This window comes from Niallia circulans NBRC 13626, assembly GCF_001591585.1.
Taxonomy (GTDB): Bacteria; Bacillota; Bacilli; order Bacillales; family Cytobacillaceae; genus Niallia; species Niallia circulans.
This window is the reverse complement of sequence record NZ_BCVE01000010.1, coordinates 1-23,154: the sequence shown is the minus strand read 5'-3', so window position 1 is coordinate 23,154 and position 23,154 is coordinate 1. Positions and strand designations below refer to the sequence as shown.

Below are 23,154 nucleotides of genomic sequence, written 5' to 3'. Positions count from 1 at the left end.
TTGTGGAAGATGATCTTGCGATTAGTGATATGGTAAAAAGATATTTACATAATGAAGGATTTAATGTGGAATGTGTTTTTGATGGAAAGACGGCAGGACAAATGTTTAAGGAAAAGCGTTATGATTTGATTTTATTAGATATCATGTTACCGAAATTGAGTGGGATGGATGTTCTTCAAAGTATCAGAACAACTAGTTATATTCCTGTTATCATCATGTCAGCGAAAGACACAGAGATTGATAAAGCTTTAGGATTAGGGTTTGGTGCAGATGATTATATTACAAAACCATTTTCCATGATTGAACTAGCTGCAAGAGTAAAAGCAGCGATTAGAAGATCGACACAGTACGCTGACAAAAGTCGTGAAGAATCTAAGCCATCAAGGATGAAAGTCTATGAATTGGAATTAGATAAAGAAAATCATCGGGTATGGAAGAATGGTTTGGAAATTAATTTGACAGCGACAGAATGGAAAATCCTGCTTTTGTTTTTTAGCAACCAAAAGAAAGTGTTTACAAAGGAACAAATTTATCGTTCTGTTTGGAGCGATGATTATTTTGGTGATGATAATGTTATTAATGTCCATATGAGACGATTGCGCGAAAAAATTGAGGATAATCCCTCTGATCCTATTTATATCAAAACAATATGGGGGATTGGTTATAAGTTAGGGGAGTTTGAATGATTATCTGGATCAGTATTATTTTGGTTCTTCTTATTTTTAACGTGTATCAATATCGACAAAGGAAAAATCGGGATCAACATATAGCATATTTATCAACCAAACTAAAAAAAATTCTGCAGAGGCAAACGAATGAAAGAATTCTCGTGGTCTCAAATGATCAACAATTAAAAGATCTCCTTATAAACATCAATCAAGTATTAGATGATCGTCACGAAAAGTCCCGAGAATTTATCAAAATGGAACATTCCATGAAGCGCATGCTTGCAAATATTTCCCATGACTTAAAAACACCTCTTACGGTAATTGCCGGTTATATTGAAATGTTTCAGAAAGATTTTCCCATTACAGAAACAGAAAGAGTGCAATTATTAAGTCAGGTGCATGACAAAACAATGGAGCTTATTCAATTAATGAATACATTCTTTGATCTCGCAAAGCTTGAGTCTGGTGATAAAGAAATTCCCCTTGAAATAGTAAATTTATCTGAACTATGCAGGAAAAATATCTTAACATTCCATGATTGGATAAGAGCCAAAGGGCTAGAGGCAATGATTGATATCCCTGATGAGTCTGTCTTTGCGCTGGGAAATGAGGAAGCTGTAAATCGTGTTTTACATAACCTCCTTTCGAATGCGCTCCGTTATGGTCTCGATGGGAAGGTAATTGGATTAAGCCTGTATTTTGATGAACAGCAGGTTTATATAGAAGTGTTTGATCGCGGGAAGGGAATCGACGAAGCTGACCAAGCGAATATCTTTGAGCGTCTATTTACACTTGACGATTCGAGAAATAAAGCATTTCAAGGCAGTGGTTTAGGGCTGACTATTACCAAAAGGCTAGTCGAAGAGATGCACGGAGAAATTTCCGTGCATTCTATTCCATATGAAAAAACTTCATTTAACATTACCTTTAGGCGAATGAATGGGTAAGGAATCTTAAGGTTTTTGTAAGATTTAAGACAGAAAAAAGCAAGGGATAGGAGCTAAAATGAAGACAGATAGTAAATGAGGAGGATTTAGATGGACTATGCTGTACGAACAAAAGATTTAACCAAAACCATACAAGGACGTGAAGTCGTATCCCAGGTTTCCCTTCATATTAAACAAGGAGAAGTATATGGATTTCTTGGTCCTAATGGTGCAGGGAAATCTACGATTATGAAGATGCTGACCAATATGATTAAGCCTACACAAGGTAGTATTACAATCTTCGGAAAGCCCCTTCTTCCGAATTCCTATGATTACCTGACGAGAATTGGCAGCATGATTGAGTATCCGATTTTTTATGAGAAAATGACTGCTTTAGAAAATCTAGAACTACATTGTGAGTACATGGGTTACCATAACAAAAAAGCAATTAAGGAAGCGTTAGAGTGGGTTGGCCTTGAAAATGTGGAAACGATGAAACCAAAAGACTTTTCCTTGGGGATGAGGCAGCGTTTATGTGTTGCCAGAGCAATTATCACTAAGCCGGAATTATTAATTTTAGATGAGCCGATTAATGGGCTAGATCCAGCTGGGATTAAGTCAATGAGAAAATTGTTTAATATCCTTAATAAAGAATATGGAATGACCATTTTGGTTTCTAGTCATATAATCGGTGAAATTGAACAAATTGCAGACACGATTGGTGTGATAAAAAACGGTAAACTTATCGAAGAAGCAACGATGGATTCTATAAAGGCGAAAAATACAGATTATCTAGAATTAGTAACAAATAATCAGCGCAAAGCAGCTTTTGTTTTACACAATAAATTGAATATGAATAATTTGAAAGTGATCGATGATGAGGTGATTCGTATTTATGATACAGCCATTACTCCATCACAAATAACGAAAACGTTGATAGTAGAGGATATTGATGTAGAGTCTATGACAAAGAAACAAACCTCATTAGAAGAGTATTTTATAAAGAAAGTTGGATTGGAAAAAATCAATCATTAATTAACTTTTAATGATAATAGGAGGATATATTTTGTTTCATTTAATCAAGCTGGAGCTTAGAAAACATAAATTAGGTTGGTTTATTAAAGGAGCTATTATTGCTAATATCGTTATTCTTGGGTTATTATGCATGATTACTTTCGAGCAAATAATGGAAGGAGAGGAATCCTTTCAAAGCTTTGCGGATTATTCCATGGTTGCTGGAACAATGGTTCGTGGCGTATTTGTTGTTTTTGCTTCTGTGCTAATTTCGAAGGTCATCATAGATGAGTTCAAAAATCGAACTGCGCTTGTTTTGTTTTCTTACCCAATAGATCGGAAAAAAATAATGAGCGCAAAGATTGTCTTGATTTTTATTATGACATTCGTGACGTTGATTATTTCTAATCTGTTTGTCATTCTGAGTTTTCTCGGGCTAAATCAAGTATTTCATCTAACAATTGAAATGAATGTAACGATTAATCAATTTCGTTCCGAGCTATTAAATATATTGGTATTTAATGTGGCAACTGCAGGTGCATCGCTTGTGCCTCTCTATTTTGGGATGAGAAATTATTCAACCCCTGCAACAATTGGTTCCTCTCTGTTGATTGTTATGATTATGTGTTCCTCGATCGGGACGGACTTTTCCTTGGCTAATATTATTTATATCCCTATTACTTTAACAATTGTTGCAATTGGCATTGTTAACATGACTATACGCAAGATGGATTCAATTGATTTACAGTAATTATTTCAGGCTCCAAGAAAACTAATGAAAAAAGGGAAGCAGAGGAGATTCTGCTTCCTTATTTTATTTGTGAATATCCTTGTTGTCGTAATGCTTCAAATACTAGTATTGCTGCTGTATTGGAAAGGTTTAGGGATCGAATGTGTTCGGTCATTGGAATTCGTAGAAAATGGTCTTTGTGTGTTTCTAGTAAGTCTTTTGGCAAGCCCGTTGTTTCTTTTCCGAATATGAAGTAATAGTCCTTTGATTGGTCAGTGAAATCATAGGCTGTATAGGTTTTTTCAGCGAATGTTTCAATATAGTAAAATTCGCCTTGATTTTTCAAAAAAAAATCGTCTAATGAATCGTAATAGGTAATATTTACGTTCTCCCAGAAATCTAGACCTGCTTGTTTGATCATCTTTTCATCGGTTGAAAAACCAAGTGGTCGAATTAAATGCAGCGCTGTATTTGTTCCTGCACAAGTACGTGCAATATTGGCAGTATTAGCCGGAATTTCTGGCTGATACAAGACAACGTGTATGGCCATGAATGTCACCTCTATTTATATTTTCCCTTTCGAATTATAGCATATTTTGAGGCAGCGGCAGATTTATTTAAAGGATAACAGCCTCTTAAAATAGGGCTATTTATCAAATAACCCTCACTCTACCTTCAAGTTAGACGTCAATTCTAAATATTACTTGCATTTTTTGTATTCTATCGTATCTTTTCTTCTGTCGAAAGTCTCCTTATTTTTCCATAAAGTAAAGGTACCTAGGAATAAAAAGGAAAGGCGCTTTTCTGGAAGGAAACGAATGTGGAAGGGAAGAATTACGAGCAATTAGTAGAGGAGTTTACTCCGATGATCCACCATATGATAAAAAAGTTGCTGATTTATAAAGACAAGCAAGAGTTTTTTCAAATTGGTTTAATAAGCATTTGGGAAACGATGAGTCAGTTTAAGGAGGAAAAGGGTAAATACAGCAATTACTTATATCGACATATGCAAGGAAGATTTCTTGATGAATTGAAGCGGCGGACAAGAGAGGCAGAAAGGAATGATTACCCAAGTGAAGAGTTTTGGGCGCTGATGGAAAGTCCTATTCTATACCGAGAAGAAGAGGACTATATAAAAGGTCTTTGCAAGGAACTATCTGAGGGGGAGACAACTTGGGTAATAGCCACCTTTGTTCATCAGCTAACTGTAAAAGAAATAGCACAGAAAGAACGAGTATCGCCTTCTGCTGTGAAATGGTGGCGGAAAACAGCGAAGGAGAAGTTGAAGCGGATATTGGAATTCTAGAGAGAAAGCGATGACTAACCACTACGAATAACATCCCTATTGATTATGAGAATCTTTTATTTGGATGGATCATCCTTCACTTAATAAATTGTTCGAGAATTCATATAGTCCAAATTTTACTGAACCTATATAATGGATTGTATATGACCGTAAAAATAGGGAGAAAGCTATGAAATTAGAACCGTTTATTAATGCAAGTCCTGATATTATTATTTTAAAGGATAAAGAAGGCCGCTGGATAGAAGCGAATCGTAACACATTGGAACTTTTTAATATAGAGAAATATCAAGGGAAAACAGACGAGGAATTAGGAGAGCTATATCCTCATATTGCTGCGTATGTGCCTGGCTTTGTGAAAAGTGATCTCCAAGCTTGGCAGACAGGAAAACAGATAGAAGTAAAAGGGTCGTTTTTTTTCCAAAACTCAGAGCGTATATTTGAGATAATTAAGGTACCGATATTTGATTCAGCTGGAAATCGTCAAAATCTAATCGTATTTGGACGAGATATTACGAAATTAGAAAAAAGTGAACAAATATATAAATCTCTATTTCTACATGACCCAGATGGAGTCTATACTTTGGACAAGGAAGGCAATTTTTTAGATGTTAATAAAGTTGCAGAAGAAATCAGCGGGTATACAAAGGAGGAATTAACGAGATTAAATTTCCGTGATTTAATCGTACCTGAACAACTTCCGAAAGTGCTGCTGCGTTTTGACAAGGTCTGTTGTGGAATGACTCAAGGGATTGAGTCGCAAATCATTCGAAAAGATGGGAAAATCCGGGATATCAAATTGACCACGATTCCATTGAAGTTAAATGATCAAGTTATCGGTATACATGGAATCGCCCAAGATATAACAGAAAAGAAAAGCATTGAGGAACTGCAAAAGAAACAAAAGGCTATTTTATCGAGAATTGCCGTGGGTGAACCATTAGAACAAATAATTGAATATATTACTGAAAGCGTAGAAGAACTTTTAAAAGGAATTTGTTCGATTATGTATTATGAAGAAGAGCATAATTGGCTGCGTTTTGGCTATGGTCCAAAGCTAGATTCTACATTCATTGAAAAAATTGATAAGTTTCCTGTAGGAGAGAATTTTGCCTCCTGTGGCCATTCAGCATACACGAAGGAATTAAAATTACAGCGGATATAGAAACAGATCCATCTTGGTCAAATTGGAGGGCAATTGCACTCGCGAATGGATTGCGTTCCTGCTGGTCATTGCCCATTATCTCATCTAAAGATTCCTTATTAGGAACATTTGCTGTTTATTATAAGGAACCATTGGAACCAAAGGATTCTGATATTGAAATGTTAAAAGATTTTAGTCATTTGACAGGAATTGCTTTGGAACGCCATTTCCATGAAGAAAAGATTAAATATCTAGCAAATTATGATAGTTTAACAAATCTGCCGAATTTGCGGTATTTAAAGGAGATCTTCTCGCAGCGCTTACAAGAAACGAGCCACCTTGCAGTTATGTTTTTAGATTTAGATAACTTAAAACCACATAACGATACTTTTGGTCATTCATCAGGAGATAGGTTAATACAAGAAGTAGGGAAACGAATTCAAGAAGCCATTGGTGAAAAGAATGTGGTGGCACGAATGGGCGGGGATGAATTTGTTATATTAATTAGTAATTATATTAGCAAATCCATGTTACGTGCATTAGCTGCTAAAATTCTCCAAGCAATTGAAGAACCGATCATTATAGATGGTCAAGAATTTTCCACCCATGGAAGCATCGGTATAAGTCTTAGTGGGGAACATGGCCAAACGTTTGAGGAACTGAAGAAGAATGCTGATATTGCTATGTATAGTATGAAGAAAGTGGGTGGCAATGCCTTTAATTTGTATGATCCAAAAATGAATGAAAATGCTGTCAGTGCTTTTCAGTTAAAGAGCAATCTAAAAAAAGCACTGAAAGAAAACGAGTTTGTTCTTTATTACCAACCTAAAGTGAATATAGAAACAGGTAATTTTATTGGAGTGGAAGCATTAATTAGGTGGATTTCGCCAGAGAAAGGGGTAATCAGTCCTGCAGCCTTTATTTCCCTAGCGGAGGAAAGTGACTTTATTTTACTGCTTGGTGAGTGGATTCTAAATGAAGCATGTGCTCAAATAAAAGAATGGGAAAAGTTAAATATAAAAATCCCCATCGCCATCAATGTATCGATTAAACAGCTCTTAAAACAAGATTTCGCTGCACTAGTGAGCAAAAAACTGATGGAATATAAGATTTCTTCTGAATACCTAGAAATAGAAATAACAGAAAGTGTGTTATCTAACCATGAATTTCTCGTTCGAGATACGGTTTCTACATTGCGGAGCATGGGCATAAAAGTCTCCATTGATGACTTTGGAACGGGATATGCTTCCTTCATGTACTTAAAACAGTTTCAAGCAGATACGATTAAAATTGATAAGTCATTTATTAGTCATCTTCCTGCTAGTCAGGAAGATGCAGCCATTGTTTCAGCGATTATCATCCTTGCATCGGAATTAGGTATGAATGTGATTGCAGAAGGAGTAGAAACCCATGAGCAGTCTGACTTCCTAAAAAGCAAAGGATGCACTAACCTACAAGGCTACTTATATAGCAAACCCCTTCCACCAAGCGAAATACTTTCATTTTTAACGGAAGCAGAGGGACGGTTCTTGTGAGGTCAATGACCTTCCATCGAACCGTCTTTTTTCTGTTTTTACAGTTGATTCCTAAAAATTAACAAAATGTTAACAAATTCCTGCCTATAGGAAGTTTTACTGGTTATTCATTTCCTTCATAATAGTTCTAAAGGAGGTGATAAATTTGAAAACAAGAGGGGAAAAAAGTTGTATTGATTATAAATTACTTAAAGAGAGGAGGTTACAGAAAAAGCTCACTCAGTTTGAGCTTGCGGATGAAACAGGCTTACACTATGCCCACCTTGGTCAAATTGAAAGAGGGCAAAAGGAACCAAAAGTAAGTACCCTATACAAAATTTGTGAAGTACTTGATTTACAGCTGGATGCAGTTCTTATTAAAGAGACGATGGAGGAACTAGATTAAAAAGTGTGTGAAAAAGAAGGAGTGTTAAAGATGAAGAAAGAGTGTATTTTAAATAAATATATTGCCAATGAACGCACGATGACCATCATGCCCATGGAAGCAATCGAATATGGCACAGTGGTAAAAGAAGTAGATCGGACTGTGTATGTCAAAGAAACTCCCTTTGACATAATCAAGGAGAATCTATTAATTGGAGGTTCTGATTTTGATGGAAGACGTCGTTCTATTACATATAAATTAGGAATGCAGAAAAGACTGCCTATGCCAATTAACCCCCCAAGAAATATATATGCATTTCCCACCCATGCTCCTAGGCAATTTCACTGTCAATGGATCTTCACCGAGCATATCGATCACATACACCCAGTAAAACACAATGAAAAATTTAAAAGCGCTATCATTTTTAAAAATGGAGAAAAAATCTTTACGGAAGTATCTCCCTATATCCTAGAGACACAGATTATCAAATCATGGAGGGTAAGAAAAACAATGGAAGATAGAAAGGATATCCGGCAATAGGCTCTTATAATGAATAGTGGGTTCAAAGAAACAGGCTTCTATGAGGTCCCATTATTTATATAGAACAGTTTATCCCTCTTTCCAAAGGATTAGGAAATGTCTGAAATCTAGCAGGAGAGGATATAAGAGAATCGGAGGGGTGGTTCTACTGTTACCCTGTTATAGGCATAAGATATGACTGGGTAGAACCATTCCCCCTTTGGTAACGATGCCAGTACAAGAATTGTCGACCGTTACCGACTTTCAAAATCGCGTTTCATTCGGGCAATCATTAATAATTCGGCAGCATCTCGTTCATTTAAATCATTAAATATGGAAACTAGTTCTTTTGCTTCTTCTGTTAGTGTTTCGTTGGCTACATGTTCATTAATGGATTCTCGTTCTTTTATTATACTAGTGCTGATTGACGGTTTGTCATCCTGGATTACTATATTTCCGCTTTTTAAGGATGAATCTCCTAAAAATTCCTCTCCAGCAAGCAGCCAATCAGCAGATACCTCAAATTCCTTCGCAATGGTGTAAATGGCCTTAGCTCCAGGTAATGATTTCTTTTTCTCACTTTCCCAGTCTCCAACATTTCCCGAAGATACCCCAATTCTTTTTCCAAAAGCAGCTTGCGACAATCCGTGTTTTTCTCTTAATAATTTGATACGTTCCCCAATATGTTCGATCTTTTTCACTAATTTAAACTCCCTTCACACGAAAAAATGTATTTATACGAAATTTCGTCTATTTTCGGTTGACTCACTCGAAAAAACGTGTATAATTTGAATTAACAAATGATATTTGCCCACCGGTGTTCTAGCTAGTAAATATCACTTTGTGAAAAAATAGTAGTAAATTTCCGGTAGTTACTAAGCTTAGAATGGACCGGAAAGTTGTAAGAGCTGTCTGACATATAAATAAGTTCCGATTTATTTGGTACATCATTTCTAGGATGCTCGATGAGCGAAGCAGATAAGCGTAGGGAAGCTATGCCCATTTATCTATTAACCTAGCAATTGTACACGAAAAAAAGTAGATTCATGCATAAAATAATCTGAATGTAAGATTAAAGAAAAATGGTAATACTTTTTCAAAGTCACAAGCATTTACAAAGAATAAGCTGTTTGTAAACAAGGAGTGGTTTGATGCAAATTGGAATGATTGGTTTAGGAAAAATGGGATTTAACCTTGCGTTAAACTTAGCAAACAATCATCATTCTGTCTATGGTTTTGACGAATCTAGTGATGCTAGAAATAGAGCGAATGAAAATGGGATACATATTGTGGAAAGTATAGATCAAATGCTTATAAATATGCAATCTCCAAGAGTAGTATGGGTAATGGTAACAGCAGGAAAACCAAGTGAAATCGTGATAGAAAAGCTGCTCGAAAAAATGAAAGCGGATGATATTGTCATTGATGGAGGAAATGCAAATTATAAAGACTCTATCCGCCGTGCCGCCTTAGCTGAGGAAAAGGGCATTCATTTCTTAGATGTCGGCACATCAGGGGGAATTTTAGGCGCCAACCAGGGTGCATGTTTAATGATTGGAGGCAGTCAGGAAATTTTTGAACGAATAGAACCAATATTTAAAAGTGTTTCTACTCAAGATGGTTACTTATATGCAGGAGAATCTGGCAGCGGTCATTTCTTAAAAATGGTTCATAACGGAATTGAATATGGCTTTATGCAAGCAATTGGTGAGGGATTTCAAGTGCTGAATCAAAGTCAGTATGATTTTGATTTAGCTAAAATCGCTGCTGTCTGGAATAATGGTTCTGTCATTCGGAGCTGGCTTATGGAATTAATGGAATCTGCCTTCCAAAAAGATGCCAGACTCGAAAAAATTCGTGGAATGGTAGCATCATCGGGTGAGGCAAAGTGGACAGTTGAAACAGCATTAGATTTAGAAGTTCCTGTTCCCATTATTGCTTTGTCGCTTATGATGAGAAACCGATCACTGGAAGAGGACAGTTTTTCTGCGAAAGTGGTTGCTGCTCTCCGTAATGAATTTGGCGGCCACCGTGTGATTAGGAAGTAATTTTATATTTTATATAATTATTTCATATTTTTCTGCGGAAGGAGGACAGTGTTGTAGTAATTTGTGCAATTATGAACATTTTTAAAAATATAAGGGAGTGATAAGACAAATGGCAACACTATCCATTGGTCAAGCACTAATAATCGCCATTTGGGTTGCAATCGTTATGTCCCGAGGGATAGGCTATGCAACTTTAACATTGCGCTTTAGCCCGTTAATGACAGGGTTAGTTGTTGGAATTGTAACAGGACATATAACAGAAGCGATGATTATTACAGCGGCAATTCAATTAGTTTATATGGGCGCAGTTGCGCCAGGAGGTGCATTACCAAGTGAGCCTGCTATCGCGGCAGCTATTGCTGTAACAGTAGCTGTATTAGGGGATTTTACACCGGAAAAAGCAGTGGCTATCGCAGTTCCAGTTGGAATACTAGGTAGTTATGCTTATCAATTCCGCTTCTTTTTGAATACGTTTGCATTACGGGTGTTAGATAAATATGCAGCAGATGTAAATGACAGAGGAATATTTACATCTGTCATCATTATCCCGATTGTCATAAGTTTCATTCTTTATGTTCCATTAGTGTTTATTGCTCTTTACTATGGAGCTCCGGTTGTTGCTGATTTTGTTAATTCAATTAGCGATGGTCCAATTATCCACGTGCTTGAAGTAGTTGGCGGCGGTCTTGCTGCTCTGGGTATTGCCGTTATTATGCATGTTATCGGTAAAAAGGAACTGCTTTTATTCTTTTTTCTAGCATACTTCATGAGTGTTGCTTTAAAAGACTTACAGATTAATACGGTAACGTATGCGATTTTCGGTGCTATTCTTGCTGGTCTGTATGTATTATTCACGAGAGGGAAGGAAGCAGCTTAAGAACTTAAAAAGGTGGGTTGATTGATGAGCGCAGAAGAAAAGAAACAAAGTCCAGAGAATTACCCTGAGCCAATTACAAAAAAAGATTTGCTTAAGGCTTGGGCAAGATGGTGGTGGGCAAATGAGATCCCGCATACCTTTGATAGAATGGTGGCTCCTTCCTTTTTATTTGGAATGACGCCAATTCTGAAAAAATTATATAAAGATAAAAAAGATTTAAGTGAGGCGTACCAAAGGCACTTATTATTTTTTAACACGCAAGCCATTTGGGGCGGAGGTACATTGACTGGTATTACAGCATCCCTTGAAGAATCCCGCGCGAAAGCACTTGCTGAAGGAAAAGAGGAAGAAGCGCCGAGTCCAGACATGATTAACAATACAAAAGTAGGATTGATGGGTGCTCTAGCAGGGATTGGAGATGCGATTGACTCCGGTACTGTCCAGTATATTTTTATAGCAATCGCTTTGCCATGGGCGATGGCAGGCAGTCCTCTTGGAGCATTATTTCCGTTCCTTGGTTTCACGCTCGTAACATTTCTTTATGGCTATTATTTTGTCAGAATGGGCTACGGGCTGGGACGTAATGCAGCCAAAGAAATTTTAGCAGGAAGCCGTATTAAAACGATGATTGACGCATTATCTGTTCTTGGATTGTTTATGATGGGCATCTTGGCAGGGTCCTATGTAAAAGTAAGCAGCTCATTATCCTTTACTCTATCAGAAAAACAATTCGTGCTGCAGGATATTTTAGACTCAATTTTACCAGGGTTACTGCCTTTATTAACCGTATTAGGTGTTTACTTATACTTCGATAAAAAAGGCTTTAATATTACCAAAGGATTATTATGGCTAACTGGTACATTAATTGTACTCGGTGCAATCAAAGTTTTATAAATCTATTATTTTTGAGAAGTGATTATATAGGTAAGGAAAAAGTTGATAAGATTATCCCAAAGTAAAGGAGCAGGTGTATGGAAAATCGAGCAATTTTGGTGATTACACATGGGGAATTCGGCATCGAGCTCATTAAAAGTGCAGAAATGATTATGGGACCTCAGCGAAATTTACGAGCTTTAGCACTGCGACCAGGTGAATCAGTAGATGATTTGCGTGAGGATGCAAGTAAAATAATGGAAGAGAATGAGAAAAACGGCTTGGAAACCATTTTACTTGTAGATTTATTGGGCGGCAGCCCTTCTAATGTATCTTTATCGTTATTAAGCAAGTATGACTTACACATATTAACCGGTATCAATATGCCGATGTTAATTGAATTATTAACTTTCTACCAAACAGTAGAAGATACCAATAATTTAATCGAAACAGTGCAGGGAACAGGTACAAGTGGAATTCATCATTTGAATCGGAATTTCTTAAAGAAATAAATATCTAATCTGAAAAAGGAGGCCAGCATGGGGAAAATCAATTTAGTAAGAGTAGATGATCGCTTAATTCATGGACAAGTAATGACAAAATGGTCAAAAGGTTTAGGGACTAATGCCCTTTATGTTATTGACAACGAAACAGCATCTGATGAATTTATGAAAGATATTTATATAAATACAAACTCTACTTCTGGATTGAAGATTCAGGTATACAGCAATCAAGAAGTAGTTGAAAAATGGAATAGCGATCAGTTTGGAAAAGATAACGTTGTCCTACTTTTTAAATATATTGCTAGTGTGAAAGAAGTTGTGGAACAGGGGTTACCTGTTACTAGGCTCAATATAGGAGGCGTTTCAAAAAAGGGAGAGGCACAATTTGTTATCCCTACCGTTGCGTTAACAGAAACAGATGTTGATCATTTAAAGTCGTTAGATGCCAAAGGAATCGAAATATTTTTCCAAACGGTTCCAGACAGCAAAAAAGTTCCATTGATGGATGGGTTAAAAACGATTAAGAAATAGTTCTCAAGGAATGAAAGTACCTTTTTCTAAAAGGTGATTTCATTCCTTCCCCATATGTTCAGTAATGCACAATTTAAGCGGAAAGGAACAAAGCAATGGCAAACAAAATTGCAATTGTAAATTCAAGTAGTTTTGGAGAAAGATTCCCTGATCAAATAGAACGTCTTGAAAGCATTGGAGAGATAAAAAGATTTACCTTCCCTGTAAATATTTCGGGAAAAGAGCTAGCTGAAAAATTGCAGGGATTTACGATCATTATATCCAGCGTTACTCCTTTTTTTACGAGGGAATTCTTTGAACAAAAGGACGAAACACTGATTATATCCCGACATGGGATTGGCTATAACAACATTGATATAGAAGCTGCAACAGAAAAAGGGACGATTGTGACCATTGTATCCGCATTAGTAGAAAGAGATGCTGTAGCGGAAAATGCAGTTACTAACCTCTTAGCAGTAGTGAGAAAAACATATCCAGCAGCAACGGCAGCAAGAGAAGGCCGTTGGGCAGATCGGGCTCAATTTGTTGGACATCAAATCAATGGGAAAACAGTTGGTGTAATTGGATTAGGGAATATAGGAAGCAGAGTTGGCGAGATTTTCAAGGATGGCTTTAATGCTAGATTACTAGCATATGACCCCTATCAAACAAAAGAGGAACTGGAACAAAAAGGTGCGGAAAGTGTTTCTTTAGAAGAATTATTAAAACAGTCCGATATTATTTCATTAAATGCATTTGTTAATGAGGAAAGCTACCATCTTCTGTCTGATCACGAATTTTCTTTAATGAAAGAAGGGGTGTATCTCACTAATACGGCACGTGGCGAATTGTGGGCGCAGGATGCTGTATTGCGGGCATTGGAGAGCGGCAAAATTGCAGGGCTCGCAACAGATGTTTTAGAAGGGGAACCAGTGGATAAAACCCATCCCTTTTTCCAATATGAAAATGTTCTGGTGACCCCGCACACTTCCGCCTATACAATGGAATGCTTAAGAGGAATGGGAGAGAAAGTAGTGTCAGACATAGAAAGAACACTTAAAAAAGAGAGACCGGACAATGTGGTCAATGTGGAGTTGTTTCAAGGATGATTTTGTCCTAAGCGTTGTATTGATTGAAAGGAGAATTAGTTTGGAGATTCCATCGTTAGTTATTTTTGATATGGATGGTTTAATGTTTGATACGGAAAAGTTAGCCTATCAAGCGTGGCAAATGACAGCTGCCCATTATGGCTTTTCTTTTGAAAGGACTCTATTTGAACAGTTTATCGGCATAACGAATCAAGATATTGTTCGAAAAATGGCTGATTATTATGGTCCAGATCAACCTGTGCAAGAGTGGCGGGCATATATGCGTTTAAAAAAGCATGAATTAGAATACTCGTTTAGTAGAGGACCTCATTTTAAAAAGCCAGGATTGGACGAATTACTTTCCTTTTTAGAGTCTCAGGGCATAAAGATGGCTGTAGCTTCATCAAGTGCGAGAGAAGTAATCCATCGATTTCTAACTTTATCAGACACACTTCCTTTCATTGATTTATATGTTTCGGGAGAGGAAGTACCAAGTGGAAAGCCAAGTCCTGATATTTTCCTTGAAGTTTGTACTCGATTAAAGGTGAGTCCGAAAGAGTCACTTGTATTGGAAGATTCCCCCGCTGGTATACAAGCGGCCTATCTTGCTGGTATTCCAGCAATTTTTATCCCTGATTTTGTGAAGGAAACAGCTATAATTCGTAAGCTTAAACCTAAAATTTTGGGGGATTTGGCGGAAGTTGAACAATATTTACGATTCGTATAATACCTAAAATTAGGAAACGAGAGGAGGAGGGAGACAAATGCCGAAAGTACTCATTACTCCCAGATCTTTTGGAAAATACAGTGAGGAGGCAAGCCGAATATTGACTGCTCATGGCTTTGAAGTGGTTACTAACCCATATGGCAGAATCTTAACTGAAGAAGAAATGAAAAAAGAAATAGTGAATGTAGATGCAGTTATTGTTGGTGTGGATCCATTGAATGCTGATGTCCTAGCAGAGGCGAAACGGTTAAAGGTTATTTCAAAATATGGCGTTGGAACAGATAATATTGATGTTGATTACTGCAAAGCCAACAATATTCCAGTAACGATTACTCGAAATGCCAACGCTGACTCTGTCGCGGATTTTACTTTCGCTCTAATGTTAGCGATTGCGAGAAGAATAGTAGAAATTGATCAATCATGCCGTGCAATGGATTGGGGCAAAAAAACAAGTATTGGTATATACGGAAAAACACTTGGTGTGATTGGGACCGGCGCCATTGGAAAGGGCGTTATTAAGAGAGCCCATGGCTTTGACATGGATATTCTAGCTTACGATGTTTGCCCAGATAATGAGTTTGCTAAAAAATACAAGGTGACTTATGTGGAACTGGAACATCTTGTGAAAGAAAGTGACTTTATAACTCTTCACTTACCAGCAACTCCAGAAACAACCAATCTATTTAGTGAGAAAGAATTCAGCATGATGAAGGAAACGGCTGTATTGGTCAACACAGCTCGTGGAGAACTGATTGATGAAGATGCCCTTTATAATGTTCTGCGGGATAAGAAAATTTGGGGAGCTGGAATAGATGTTTTCAAAAAGGAACCACCAGAAAAGAAGGAACTGCTGGAGCTGGATAATATGATTATCGGGTCACATGCTGCTGCCTCTAGTGTGGATGCAGTCAATAAAATGAGCTTAATGGCAGTTGAAAATATCCTTGCTAATTTTAAATAAAAGGAAAAGGTGATCTTTTATGGATAAAATAGAAGTTTTAGCAAAAATGAAAGAGGAAAAGATTGTAGCAGTAATTCGAGCGCAAAATATAGAACAAGGGCTGCATGTAAGTGAAGCGATCCGGCAAGGCGGCATTAAATTTTTAGAGTTAACCATGACAATTCCTGGCGCATTGGATGTGATCAAAAAACTTGCTGATAAATATACAGGAGAGGATGTTATCGTTGGTGCTGGAACAGTATTAGATCCGGAAACAGCAAGACTTGCTATTTTGGCAGGAGCAAAATTTATAGTAGGACCAAATCTGTCCCCGGAAGTCATTACGATGTGCCACCGCTACAGAGTTGCTGTTATGCCTGGCGTTATGTCACCAACCGAAGCACTAACAGCAATAGAACTTGGTGCAGATGTTATCAAAGTATTCCCGGGTGGAGCCTTTGGACCAAGTATTGTGAAAGATTTTAAAGGACCTCTTCCTCAAGGGAACTTTATGCCAAGCGGCGGCGTTACTGTCGAAAACGCAGCTGAATGGATCAAAAAGGGCGCCTATGCTTTAGGAACAGGCTCCAGCCTAACAAAAGGAGCAGCCACAGGCGATTACGAAGCAGTAACCCGCGAAGCAGAAAAGTTTGTAGCGATTGTGAAGTAGAGAAGCAGATGGACGGTTCTTGTGCGGATTTCTTTATTATAGGAAAGCGTTAGTCGCTTTCCTATAATTTATGTCACAAGTTTATAGCCCAACCCTCTTACTGTTTCAATGTATATTTCATCCTTTGCGTAGGAATCGAGTTTTTTGCGGAGTTTTGAAATATGGACTTTGATTGTTCTTGTTTCTCCTAAGCTATCCTCTCCCCAAATCATGTTATAAAGTCTATTTGCATTAAATGTAGTTCCAGGATACTTGGCCAAAATAGATAAAATTAAAAATTCCTTAATGGAAAGAGGTACATACTGACCATTAATGGTGATACGCTGTTGCTGAAAATGAAAAGTAATTGGTCCAAGCTGAAAGTTATCAGCAGGCTTGTCATTTGTTGAATTGGTTGAAAAAATCTCTTGACTAAAGGAAGTCATACGGCGTAAGTTCGATCGGACACGTGCAACAAGCTGGTGTAAATCGAATGGCTTTGTTACGTAGTCATCTGCTCCAAGTTCGAGTCCTTTTATGATATCTGAACCATCATCTAAACAGCTGACAATAATAATTGGAACATTTGAAGTATTTCTTATTTCCTCACAAACTGAAAAACCACTCGTATCTGGCAATTGAAGATCTAGTAATACTAGATCAGGAGAGAGAATAGCTACAGCTTCTATTGCTTCTCCACCCGTTGAAACACAATTCGTCCTATACCCAAAGCTATTTAAAGCAGTTGTTAGTATCTGTTGAATATCTAGATTATCTTCAACAATCAATATGGTCGAATCCATCGTACTTCCCCTCCACCTTTCACTAATTCACCGGGCAACTTAATTAGGAATTTACTACCAGAGCCAGAAATGCTTGTGGCTGTAATCTTTCCATTATGGTGTTTTACTAATTCCTGTGAAATAGCTAAACCTAGACCAGTCCCTTGCCTTGAAATGGCATCTTTTCCTTTTACAAAACGGTCAAAGATAAAAGGAAGCAAACTCTCCTCTATTCCGGTACCAGTATCCTTAACCTCGATTATAAGAAAACTATTATACCTGGAATTGATATGGTTTTCTCTCTTATAATATCCACTTATGGAAATAGTTCCTCCTTTTGGAGTAAATTTTATTGCATTTTGAATAAGGTTAGAAAATACTTGTTCTATCTTAATTTCATCCAATTGTACAAATAACTGATATCCCTCTGGAAGATTACTTAAAGGAGAATAATTACTGGTAATCCCAGCATTTTTAATTTCATAAGAAAAGCGATCATAAAGCTGCTCCAACAAATGGGGAGCAGCAATTTCCTCCCATTGGAAGTTTAATTGCCCTTCATCCAATTTTGCCAAGTCTAATAAGTCTTTTGACAAATGGTTAAGAAGCTCAGCTTTTTCATTTATGATTTCTAAAAATTTCTTTTCTTTATCTGGCTGTATATTGCTTTGGATTAGCTGGATATATCCTTGCATTGATTGGATTGGTGTTCTAATCTCATGTGTTAATGCTGAAAAGAATGCCTTTCTCGTTTGCTCAATATGTTGCAGTTTTTTATTCTTTTCATAAAGTATTAAGGTTCTTTTATTTATTTTTTCTTCTAATAATTCATTTGTTTTTTGCATTTCTAGGGAAAGTATTTCTACCTGTGAAATGGCATAGGAACTTTTTTTGACAATAATGATTGCTTGGGCAAATAAATAGATGCCTGCAGCAATGGAAGCTAAATCAATGCCTTCTATCCAGAAGTTATAGTACAAGTAGTCATGGACAACTGCAAATCCAAAAATACAGATTGCAATTAAGTTGAGCAAAGCTCCATTACGCCTACGAATATATGCGAGAACAACTATATATAAATGATAGATTAAGATAACAATTAAAAAAAGTTGATAGACAAAATATAAATGTGTAAATATATATGCCGGAAACAGAGTAGTCAAGCTAAATATTACGCTGATTGCCACTAATGAATAAACTATGATTTTGTTTATCTCTTTCGGAAAAAGATTCTGTAAATATAACAGAATCAACATAAAACCAATATAGATCGTTAAGTATTCCAATTTGACACTGACATCCCATGAAAAGTTTGGAAAAAAATACATGAATAGTCTATCCCCAACTAGTAATGTACGAAGTGATGCCAAAAGGCAAAATATTCCTAAAAATAAAGGAAGGGTATTAGACCGCTTGAATAAATAAAGAGAGATTAAGTATAAGCTAAGTGCGAGCAAGGTGATGCTTATAACCAAGTCCCTAATCATCGCGTTTTCGCGAAGTTGACTAATTTCTTGATTATAACCGAACTTAATAGGTGCCCACATTCCTCCCTTTCTCTGTTCGTAGTTTGATACCTGCATTATAATTTCTACCCTTGTGCTATTAGGGATAAAAGAAAAAACTTCAGCATAGGACATTGGCACCATGGAGGTTCGGTTTGTTCCAACTGTCCCTTTTTCAGCAAGCATTGATCCATTAACCCATAGTTTATACGCAGTTGCAACAGTTGGGATATACAAAGACATCAGTTGATCCTTCTGCTTTTCCCCAATCATCACTACTAATCGATATGTTCCATAACCTTCATTTGAAAGAGACGAAGAACCGCTATATGAAGCTTGGGACCAGATGCTTGGAACAGAAATGTAAGGTTTATTACTCCGTTCTTTCAAGAAGTTGTCTGGAGTATATAAAGACTTCCAATAAAACTCCCATTCCCCTTCCAAGTTAATAGTTCTATTATCTAAAGAGGTGTGCTGTAGATCAAGTAATCCTTGGTTTATATTATATTCCGTATTAGCATTCGCTTTATAATCAGTAAAAAACAAAAAACGAACAGGTAAATAATGGATATTTTCATTTTCATCAATAAATAGTCCTTTCGGAAGGTTAACAAAAATTAACCTTTTAGCTGCGAAATATATATAGTACAGGATATATGCCTATAGTATAATAGCACTAGAAAAAAGGTCGGAATTTGCAGGATAAATGTAATTATATGACAGAAAATTCCGTATCTTTGTTCGACCTGATTTAATGCATTCATTCCAATTTTAAAGGAGATGGTGATTGATTACTCTTTAAGTAATATGACTAATCTATTTGTGATATTAACATATTTTGAGTGATTAGAAGAGTAAGAAAAACTTTCCAATAGACACAATTTAAGTACCAATATGGAGCAGAAAGGATAGGAAAGATGAGTAAAAGAAACATAAATAGGTCTTTTAAATTATTGCTGGCTATATTAATTGTCTTATCTTCATTTAGTAGTATTCATTTGAATACTGCTTTCGCTGAGCCGATAAAAAATGGCATCTTTGGATCCGATTATCAGGCTAGTGTGACTAGTGCTGGCGATAAAATGATTATAGATAACAGCATAAACATTGAATTAATAGATTCATCAAGTATAGAAACGGCAAAAGTAGCTGTTACCAATTTTAAGCAAGGGGATGAACTGCACTTTGCTGAACAAAATGGTATAACAGGATCTTTTGATGCAAATAATGGCTTATTAATACTTAACGGTAGTGATAATGTTGAAAACTATGAACAGGCATTAAGCAGTGTCGAATTTTCTACTACATCAGAAGATTTGGAGTCTCGGAAAGTTACTTTTTCCATCGAGACTTTACAGAATACAAATGAAGAGTCTCAAGAGGTAGTAACTTATTATACGGATAAAATAATTAGTGTAATGGAAAAAAATACAGAGATGAAAGAGCCGAACTCGACAGAACCAGTCCAAGAGGTACAAGGGAATTCCGAAACTTCTGATAACGTACAAACAGAAGAAGATTCGATTGAACCAAAAGTAGAAGCAGCGAATACTGAACCAAAGGTAGAAGGATCTAATATTGAGCCAAAAAGAGAAGAATTAGAGGCTTCACCATCTATTTCCGAAATAACTAGTCCTTTAACTAATGGAGGTTTTGAAGATGGTTCAACAGGATGGACTAAATACGGTACTGTTGATGTTGGAGCAGGAGGACCGTATATAACAGGTGGGTCAAGGCCTAATGACCCTACTTATAACTGGACGATAGACCCATATCAGTCAAAAATGGCGGTTTTAATACCGAGTGGTAGTCAAGGAGTATACAATTCGGTAATCAATGAACTAAAGCTTTCTACAGATAATAGTAATTATATTAAAGGGCTATTTCCAAACACAACTAACTTCTCATATATTTATCAAGATGTTGAATTAAAAGCAAATGAAGAGTTAACAATGGCCTGGAACTATTTAGCAATCGACTATGAACCTTTTAATGATGCTTCTTTTACATCTTTTGTAAATATAAACAATCCTAATTCTATTCCTCTTGTTAATGGGGTAAAGGCACAAGTTGGTATATTAGGAGCGACGGTCAAAGGAACAGGTAATTACTCTACAGGAAGCTACGGTAGCACAGGATGGCAAACATCTACATATAAAGCAGTAGATGCAGGGACCTATCGTTTAGGATTTGTAATATATAATCTGGATGATACAGAGCTAAGTCCTTATTTATTTGTAGATAAGGAACCTGGAACAACTTTGAAAAATGGCGAGCCGTTTGGTCCAATACCAAAAGATCCAAATGCACCACCTCCTGCTGGTGAAGTGGAACCAGAGATTGAGCAAACACTTGCTCCAAAGGAAGATAAGATTACAGCAAATGCTACGGATGGAATAATAACAGTAAGAAATGTTCCAGAAAAAACGAAAGTAAAAGTCTATAAAAATGGCAAGGAAATTGCAACTGAAACCGAGAGTGGCACGGTAACGTTATCCAATCTTACTTTTAGTAAAGAGGATACTATTCAAGTCACATTCACAGAGGATGGAAAAACGGAAAGTGAACAAACAACGAAAAAGGTTCAAGAACGCAGTGTCTCTCCAATAGAAGACGATATAGTTGCTAATGCAACAACAGATAAAGTAACAGTAAAAAATGTTGCTGCAGGTGCTACTATTACTATCTACAATGAGGATAGTGAAAAAATTGGGGAAGCAATTAATAGTACAGAGTCTGACGAGATTAGTATTTTAGTTGATTTAGGGCTTGATAATAATCAGGAATTATTCGTAACCGTTACGAATAAGGGTGATTTAGAAAGTAATCCCCTAAAAGTAAATGCAACCCTTGAAAAGTCAATTGCCCCAAAAGTAGAAGACATTGTAGTGAATGCTACAGATAAAACGATTACTGTAAATAATGTTCCAGATAATACAATAGTAAAAGTATATAAAGATAGTGTAGAAGTTGCTTTTGTTGAAGGGAAAAAAGGCAATATAACCATCCATGATATAGAAGTAATAAAAGGCGAAGAATTACATTTAACTTTTACCGAAAAGAATAAACTCGAGAGTGAAGAAACTGCGAAGGCTGCTCAAGCTCGCAGTGAAAAAGTTGATGGGGAAAAAGTCGTTGCTAATGCAACCACAAATACCATTACGATAGTAGATGTTCCTCATAACGCAAGCATCTTCATTTATAATGCTGCAGAACCAGCAGTAGTTATTGGAGAAGCTAAGGGTAATTCATCAGGTAAAGTTATTATAACGTTGAAGGAAGATATTAAGGTTGAAGCTCCGATTAGTTTGACATTAACACTTCCTGGGGACTTAGAAAGTAATAAAACATCAATTCAGCCAATGGAACAGTCAGCCCAACTAGATATAGAAAATGTATCGGTATCTGCAACATCTGATAAACTATCTGTCAAAGGGGTAGCTGAAGGTTCAACTATAGCTGTTTATAATGAAGCAGGAGAAAAGATTGGAGAAGCAACAAATAATTATGATTCTGCTACTTTATTAGAAATAGAACTCCAAAGTGATTTGAAAAATGGACAAGGTGTCCAAATAACAGTTATAGAAAATGGAAAGTTAGAAAGTGAACCAATAATTGCAGGTGCATCTTTAGATGTATCGAAAGCGCCAGAAGTGCAAGACATAATTGGCAATGCTACAGATAAAAAGGTAACAGTTAACAATGTTCCGAAAGATACGACTGTAAAACTATATAAGTCAGGAATTGAAACGCCTATTCAAACATTAGCGGATGCTAATGATACCGTTGTTTTTGAAAATGTGGAATTAACAGAGGGAGAGATTATTGAAGTATCTTTCACTTTGCCTAATCATTTCGAAAGTGTAAAGGTAGAAAAAAAGGCGCAAATCCTTTCTGATGTACTAGATGAAAACCAAGTGCAAACCTTAGCACCTATTAATGTTGTACAAGTAAGTGATGTCCCTGCTGATGCAAGTATCTTCATCTACGATATAGACGGAGAAACACTATTAGGTTATGGGAAAAATTATAGTAATGAAACTACTCATTTAGAGGTTATTGTTTTTCATAAAAAATTAACTGGAAATGATTCTGTTCTTGTTACGATTCAGGAAATGGATAAGTTAGAGTCAGAGCCACTGAAAAAAAATACTATTGATGTTGCGCAGCCTGTAAAAGAGCGTTATGAAAATGCAGGTGGGTTACCTACAGATCCTGTGTATATGGATGTTGTAACCAAAGATTTTAAACTACTCACTTTAATAGGAAATCCATTAGCGATAGACGAGTCAAAGAGTTTAATAGAAGATTTAAAACAAGCGATTAAAGTACTTGAAGAAGCAAGTGCTGCAAAAGAATTGGAAAACGCGATGCAAGCTGCAGAAAAAGCAAAAGAAGCCGTGAAAAAGGCAGAAACACGCTTTACAACAGCTGGTGGAGAAAAAACGA

Annotated in this window: 23 protein-coding genes; 19 read left to right on the top strand and 4 right to left on the bottom strand. The window is 36.6% G+C overall.

Features of this window, described 5'->3' with window-relative positions:
* Positions 1-29: 29 nt before the first annotated feature.
* The 4 genes from BCI01S_RS13690 (at position 30) to BCI01S_RS13675 (ending at position 3,359) form a co-directional block, all read left to right on the top strand.
* Entirely contained in the window at positions 30-686 is a 657-nt protein-coding gene (locus tag BCI01S_RS13690) for a response regulator transcription factor (protein WP_047942160.1), read from the top strand.
* The gene (locus BCI01S_RS13685; RefSeq protein WP_061799291.1) at positions 683-1,615 is read left to right on the top strand and encodes a sensor histidine kinase; all 933 of its coding nucleotides are present in this window, start codon (positions 683-685) and stop codon (positions 1,613-1,615) included. Before BCI01S_RS13690 ends, BCI01S_RS13685 begins: the two co-directional genes overlap by 4 nt.
* A 90-nt stretch (positions 1,616-1,705) precedes the next feature.
* Entirely contained in the window at positions 1,706-2,629 is a 924-nt protein-coding gene (locus BCI01S_RS13680) for an ABC transporter ATP-binding protein (RefSeq protein ID WP_047942048.1), read from the top strand.
* Between the two features lie 31 nt (positions 2,630-2,660).
* Positions 2,661-3,359, top strand: coding sequence for an ABC transporter permease (locus BCI01S_RS13675; protein WP_061799287.1), 699 nt, complete (start codon positions 2,661-2,663; stop codon positions 3,357-3,359).
* Between the two features lie 58 nt (positions 3,360-3,417).
* On the opposite strand, the gene BCI01S_RS13670 is transcribed toward BCI01S_RS13675, so the two are convergent.
* A complete protein-coding gene (locus BCI01S_RS13670) occupies positions 3,418-3,888 on the bottom strand; it encodes a tRNA (cytidine(34)-2'-O)-methyltransferase (RefSeq protein ID WP_061799282.1) in 471 nt (156 codons plus the stop codon).
* A 270-nt stretch (positions 3,889-4,158) separates the two neighbouring features.
* Between BCI01S_RS13670 and BCI01S_RS13665 the strand changes: the two genes are divergently transcribed.
* From BCI01S_RS13665 to BCI01S_RS13645, 5 genes are all read left to right on the top strand, one after another.
* A complete protein-coding gene (locus BCI01S_RS13665) occupies positions 4,159-4,644 on the top strand; it encodes a sigma-70 family RNA polymerase sigma factor (protein WP_061799277.1) in 486 nt (161 codons plus the stop codon).
* 169 nt (positions 4,645-4,813) lie between these two features.
* Positions 4,814-5,806 (top strand): PAS domain S-box protein, encoded by a 993-nt coding sequence (locus tag BCI01S_RS13660; protein ID WP_061799271.1) that lies wholly within the window; start codon positions 4,814-4,816, stop codon positions 5,804-5,806.
* On the top strand, positions 5,758-7,320 hold the full coding sequence (locus tag BCI01S_RS13655; protein WP_309325685.1) for a bifunctional diguanylate cyclase/phosphodiesterase: 1,563 nt from the start codon (positions 5,758-5,760) through the stop codon (positions 7,318-7,320). The genes BCI01S_RS13660 and BCI01S_RS13655 overlap by 49 nt, the downstream gene beginning before the upstream one ends.
* Before the next feature lie 145 nt (positions 7,321-7,465).
* Positions 7,466-7,705, top strand: coding sequence for a helix-turn-helix domain-containing protein (locus BCI01S_RS13650; protein WP_061799259.1), 240 nt, complete (start codon positions 7,466-7,468; stop codon positions 7,703-7,705).
* A gap of 30 nt (positions 7,706-7,735) precedes the next feature.
* Entirely contained in the window at positions 7,736-8,224 is a 489-nt protein-coding gene (locus tag BCI01S_RS13645) for a competence protein ComK (protein WP_061799254.1), read from the top strand.
* A gap of 233 nt (positions 8,225-8,457) precedes the next feature.
* Here the strand turns inward: BCI01S_RS13645 and BCI01S_RS13640 are convergent, their stop codons facing one another.
* Positions 8,458-8,904 (bottom strand): helix-turn-helix domain-containing protein, encoded by a 447-nt coding sequence (locus BCI01S_RS13640; RefSeq protein WP_061799249.1) that lies wholly within the window; start codon positions 8,902-8,904, stop codon positions 8,458-8,460.
* A gap of 450 nt (positions 8,905-9,354) precedes the next feature.
* Here BCI01S_RS13640 and gnd point away from each other — a divergent pair, with 450 nt between their 5' ends.
* From gnd to BCI01S_RS13595, 9 genes are all read left to right on the top strand, one after another.
* The gene (gene gnd, locus BCI01S_RS13635) at positions 9,355-10,251 is read left to right on the top strand and encodes a phosphogluconate dehydrogenase (NAD(+)-dependent, decarboxylating) (protein WP_061799243.1); all 897 of its coding nucleotides are present in this window, start codon (positions 9,355-9,357) and stop codon (positions 10,249-10,251) included.
* A 109-nt stretch (positions 10,252-10,360) separates the two neighbouring features.
* Positions 10,361-11,128 (top strand): PTS sugar transporter subunit IIC, encoded by a 768-nt coding sequence (locus tag BCI01S_RS13630; RefSeq protein ID WP_047942054.1) that lies wholly within the window; start codon positions 10,361-10,363, stop codon positions 11,126-11,128.
* A 24-nt stretch (positions 11,129-11,152) separates the two neighbouring features.
* Positions 11,153-12,022, top strand: a complete 870-nt coding sequence (locus BCI01S_RS13625) for a PTS system mannose/fructose/sorbose family transporter subunit IID (RefSeq protein ID WP_047942055.1) — start codon at positions 11,153-11,155, stop codon at positions 12,020-12,022.
* A gap of 77 nt (positions 12,023-12,099) precedes the next feature.
* Positions 12,100-12,513 carry a PTS sugar transporter subunit IIA gene (locus BCI01S_RS13620; RefSeq protein WP_061799237.1) on the top strand — a complete coding sequence of 138 codons (414 nt, stop codon included), beginning with the start codon at positions 12,100-12,102 and terminating at the stop codon, positions 12,511-12,513.
* Positions 12,514-12,540: 27 nt separating this feature from the next.
* The gene (locus BCI01S_RS13615; RefSeq protein ID WP_061799230.1) at positions 12,541-13,035 is read left to right on the top strand and encodes a PTS sugar transporter subunit IIB; all 495 of its coding nucleotides are present in this window, start codon (positions 12,541-12,543) and stop codon (positions 13,033-13,035) included.
* A 95-nt stretch (positions 13,036-13,130) separates the two neighbouring features.
* Positions 13,131-14,123, top strand: coding sequence for a D-isomer specific 2-hydroxyacid dehydrogenase family protein (locus BCI01S_RS13610; protein WP_061799226.1), 993 nt, complete (start codon positions 13,131-13,133; stop codon positions 14,121-14,123).
* 40 nt (positions 14,124-14,163) lie between these two features.
* Positions 14,164-14,829 (top strand): HAD family hydrolase, encoded by a 666-nt coding sequence (locus tag BCI01S_RS13605; RefSeq protein WP_061799221.1) that lies wholly within the window; start codon positions 14,164-14,166, stop codon positions 14,827-14,829.
* Positions 14,830-14,866: 37 nt separating this feature from the next.
* Positions 14,867-15,790, top strand: coding sequence for a phosphoglycerate dehydrogenase (locus BCI01S_RS13600; RefSeq protein WP_061799218.1), 924 nt, complete (start codon positions 14,867-14,869; stop codon positions 15,788-15,790).
* A gap of 19 nt (positions 15,791-15,809) precedes the next feature.
* Entirely contained in the window at positions 15,810-16,439 is a 630-nt protein-coding gene (locus BCI01S_RS13595) for a bifunctional 2-keto-4-hydroxyglutarate aldolase/2-keto-3-deoxy-6-phosphogluconate aldolase (protein WP_061799212.1), read from the top strand.
* A gap of 68 nt (positions 16,440-16,507) precedes the next feature.
* On the opposite strand, the gene BCI01S_RS13590 is transcribed toward BCI01S_RS13595, so the two are convergent.
* Both BCI01S_RS13590 and BCI01S_RS13585 read right to left on the bottom strand, forming a co-directional pair.
* Positions 16,508-17,221, bottom strand: coding sequence for a response regulator transcription factor (locus tag BCI01S_RS13590; protein WP_061799210.1), 714 nt, complete (start codon positions 17,219-17,221; stop codon positions 16,508-16,510).
* Complete coding sequence (locus BCI01S_RS13585; RefSeq protein ID WP_156485431.1) at positions 17,203-19,149, bottom strand: sensor histidine kinase; 1,947 nt, start codon at positions 19,147-19,149, stop codon at positions 17,203-17,205. The genes BCI01S_RS13590 and BCI01S_RS13585 overlap by 19 nt, the downstream gene beginning before the upstream one ends.
* 473 nt (positions 19,150-19,622) lie before the next feature.
* Here BCI01S_RS13585 and BCI01S_RS13580 point away from each other — a divergent pair.
* The coding region (locus BCI01S_RS13580) for a hypothetical protein (RefSeq protein WP_156485430.1) at positions 19,623-23,154 on the top strand (3,532 nt) is incomplete at its 3' end.

Bases quoted from the DNA above. Each gene is read 5' to 3' on its own strand.
- BCI01S_RS13590 (WP_061799210.1), bottom strand. From the start codon at position 17,221: ATGGATTCGACCATATTGATTGTTGAAGATAATCTAGATATTCAACAG.
- BCI01S_RS13660 (WP_061799271.1), top strand. From the start codon at position 4,814: ATGAAATTAGAACCGTTTATTAATGCAAGTCCTGATATTATTATTTTA.
- BCI01S_RS13645 (WP_061799254.1), top strand. From the start codon at position 7,736: ATGAAGAAAGAGTGTATTTTAAATAAATATATTGCCAATGAACGCACG.
- BCI01S_RS13610 (WP_061799226.1), top strand. From the start codon at position 13,131: ATGGCAAACAAAATTGCAATTGTAAATTCAAGTAGTTTTGGAGAAAGA.
- BCI01S_RS13680 (WP_047942048.1), top strand. From the start codon at position 1,706: ATGGACTATGCTGTACGAACAAAAGATTTAACCAAAACCATACAAGGA.
- BCI01S_RS13600 (WP_061799218.1), top strand. From the start codon at position 14,867: ATGCCGAAAGTACTCATTACTCCCAGATCTTTTGGAAAATACAGTGAG.
- BCI01S_RS13670 (WP_061799282.1), bottom strand. From the start codon at position 3,888: ATGGCCATACACGTTGTCTTGTATCAGCCAGAAATTCCGGCTAATACT.
- BCI01S_RS13630 (WP_047942054.1), top strand. From the start codon at position 10,361: ATGGCAACACTATCCATTGGTCAAGCACTAATAATCGCCATTTGGGTT.
- gnd (WP_061799243.1), top strand. From the start codon at position 9,355: ATGCAAATTGGAATGATTGGTTTAGGAAAAATGGGATTTAACCTTGCG.
- BCI01S_RS13685 (WP_061799291.1), top strand. From the start codon at position 683: ATGATTATCTGGATCAGTATTATTTTGGTTCTTCTTATTTTTAACGTG.
- BCI01S_RS13625 (WP_047942055.1), top strand. From the start codon at position 11,153: ATGAGCGCAGAAGAAAAGAAACAAAGTCCAGAGAATTACCCTGAGCCA.
- BCI01S_RS13690 (WP_047942160.1), top strand. From the start codon at position 30: ATGGTAAAAAGATATTTACATAATGAAGGATTTAATGTGGAATGTGTT.
- BCI01S_RS13615 (WP_061799230.1), top strand. From the start codon at position 12,541: ATGGGGAAAATCAATTTAGTAAGAGTAGATGATCGCTTAATTCATGGA.
- BCI01S_RS13595 (WP_061799212.1), top strand. From the start codon at position 15,810: ATGGATAAAATAGAAGTTTTAGCAAAAATGAAAGAGGAAAAGATTGTA.
- BCI01S_RS13620 (WP_061799237.1), top strand. From the start codon at position 12,100: ATGGAAAATCGAGCAATTTTGGTGATTACACATGGGGAATTCGGCATC.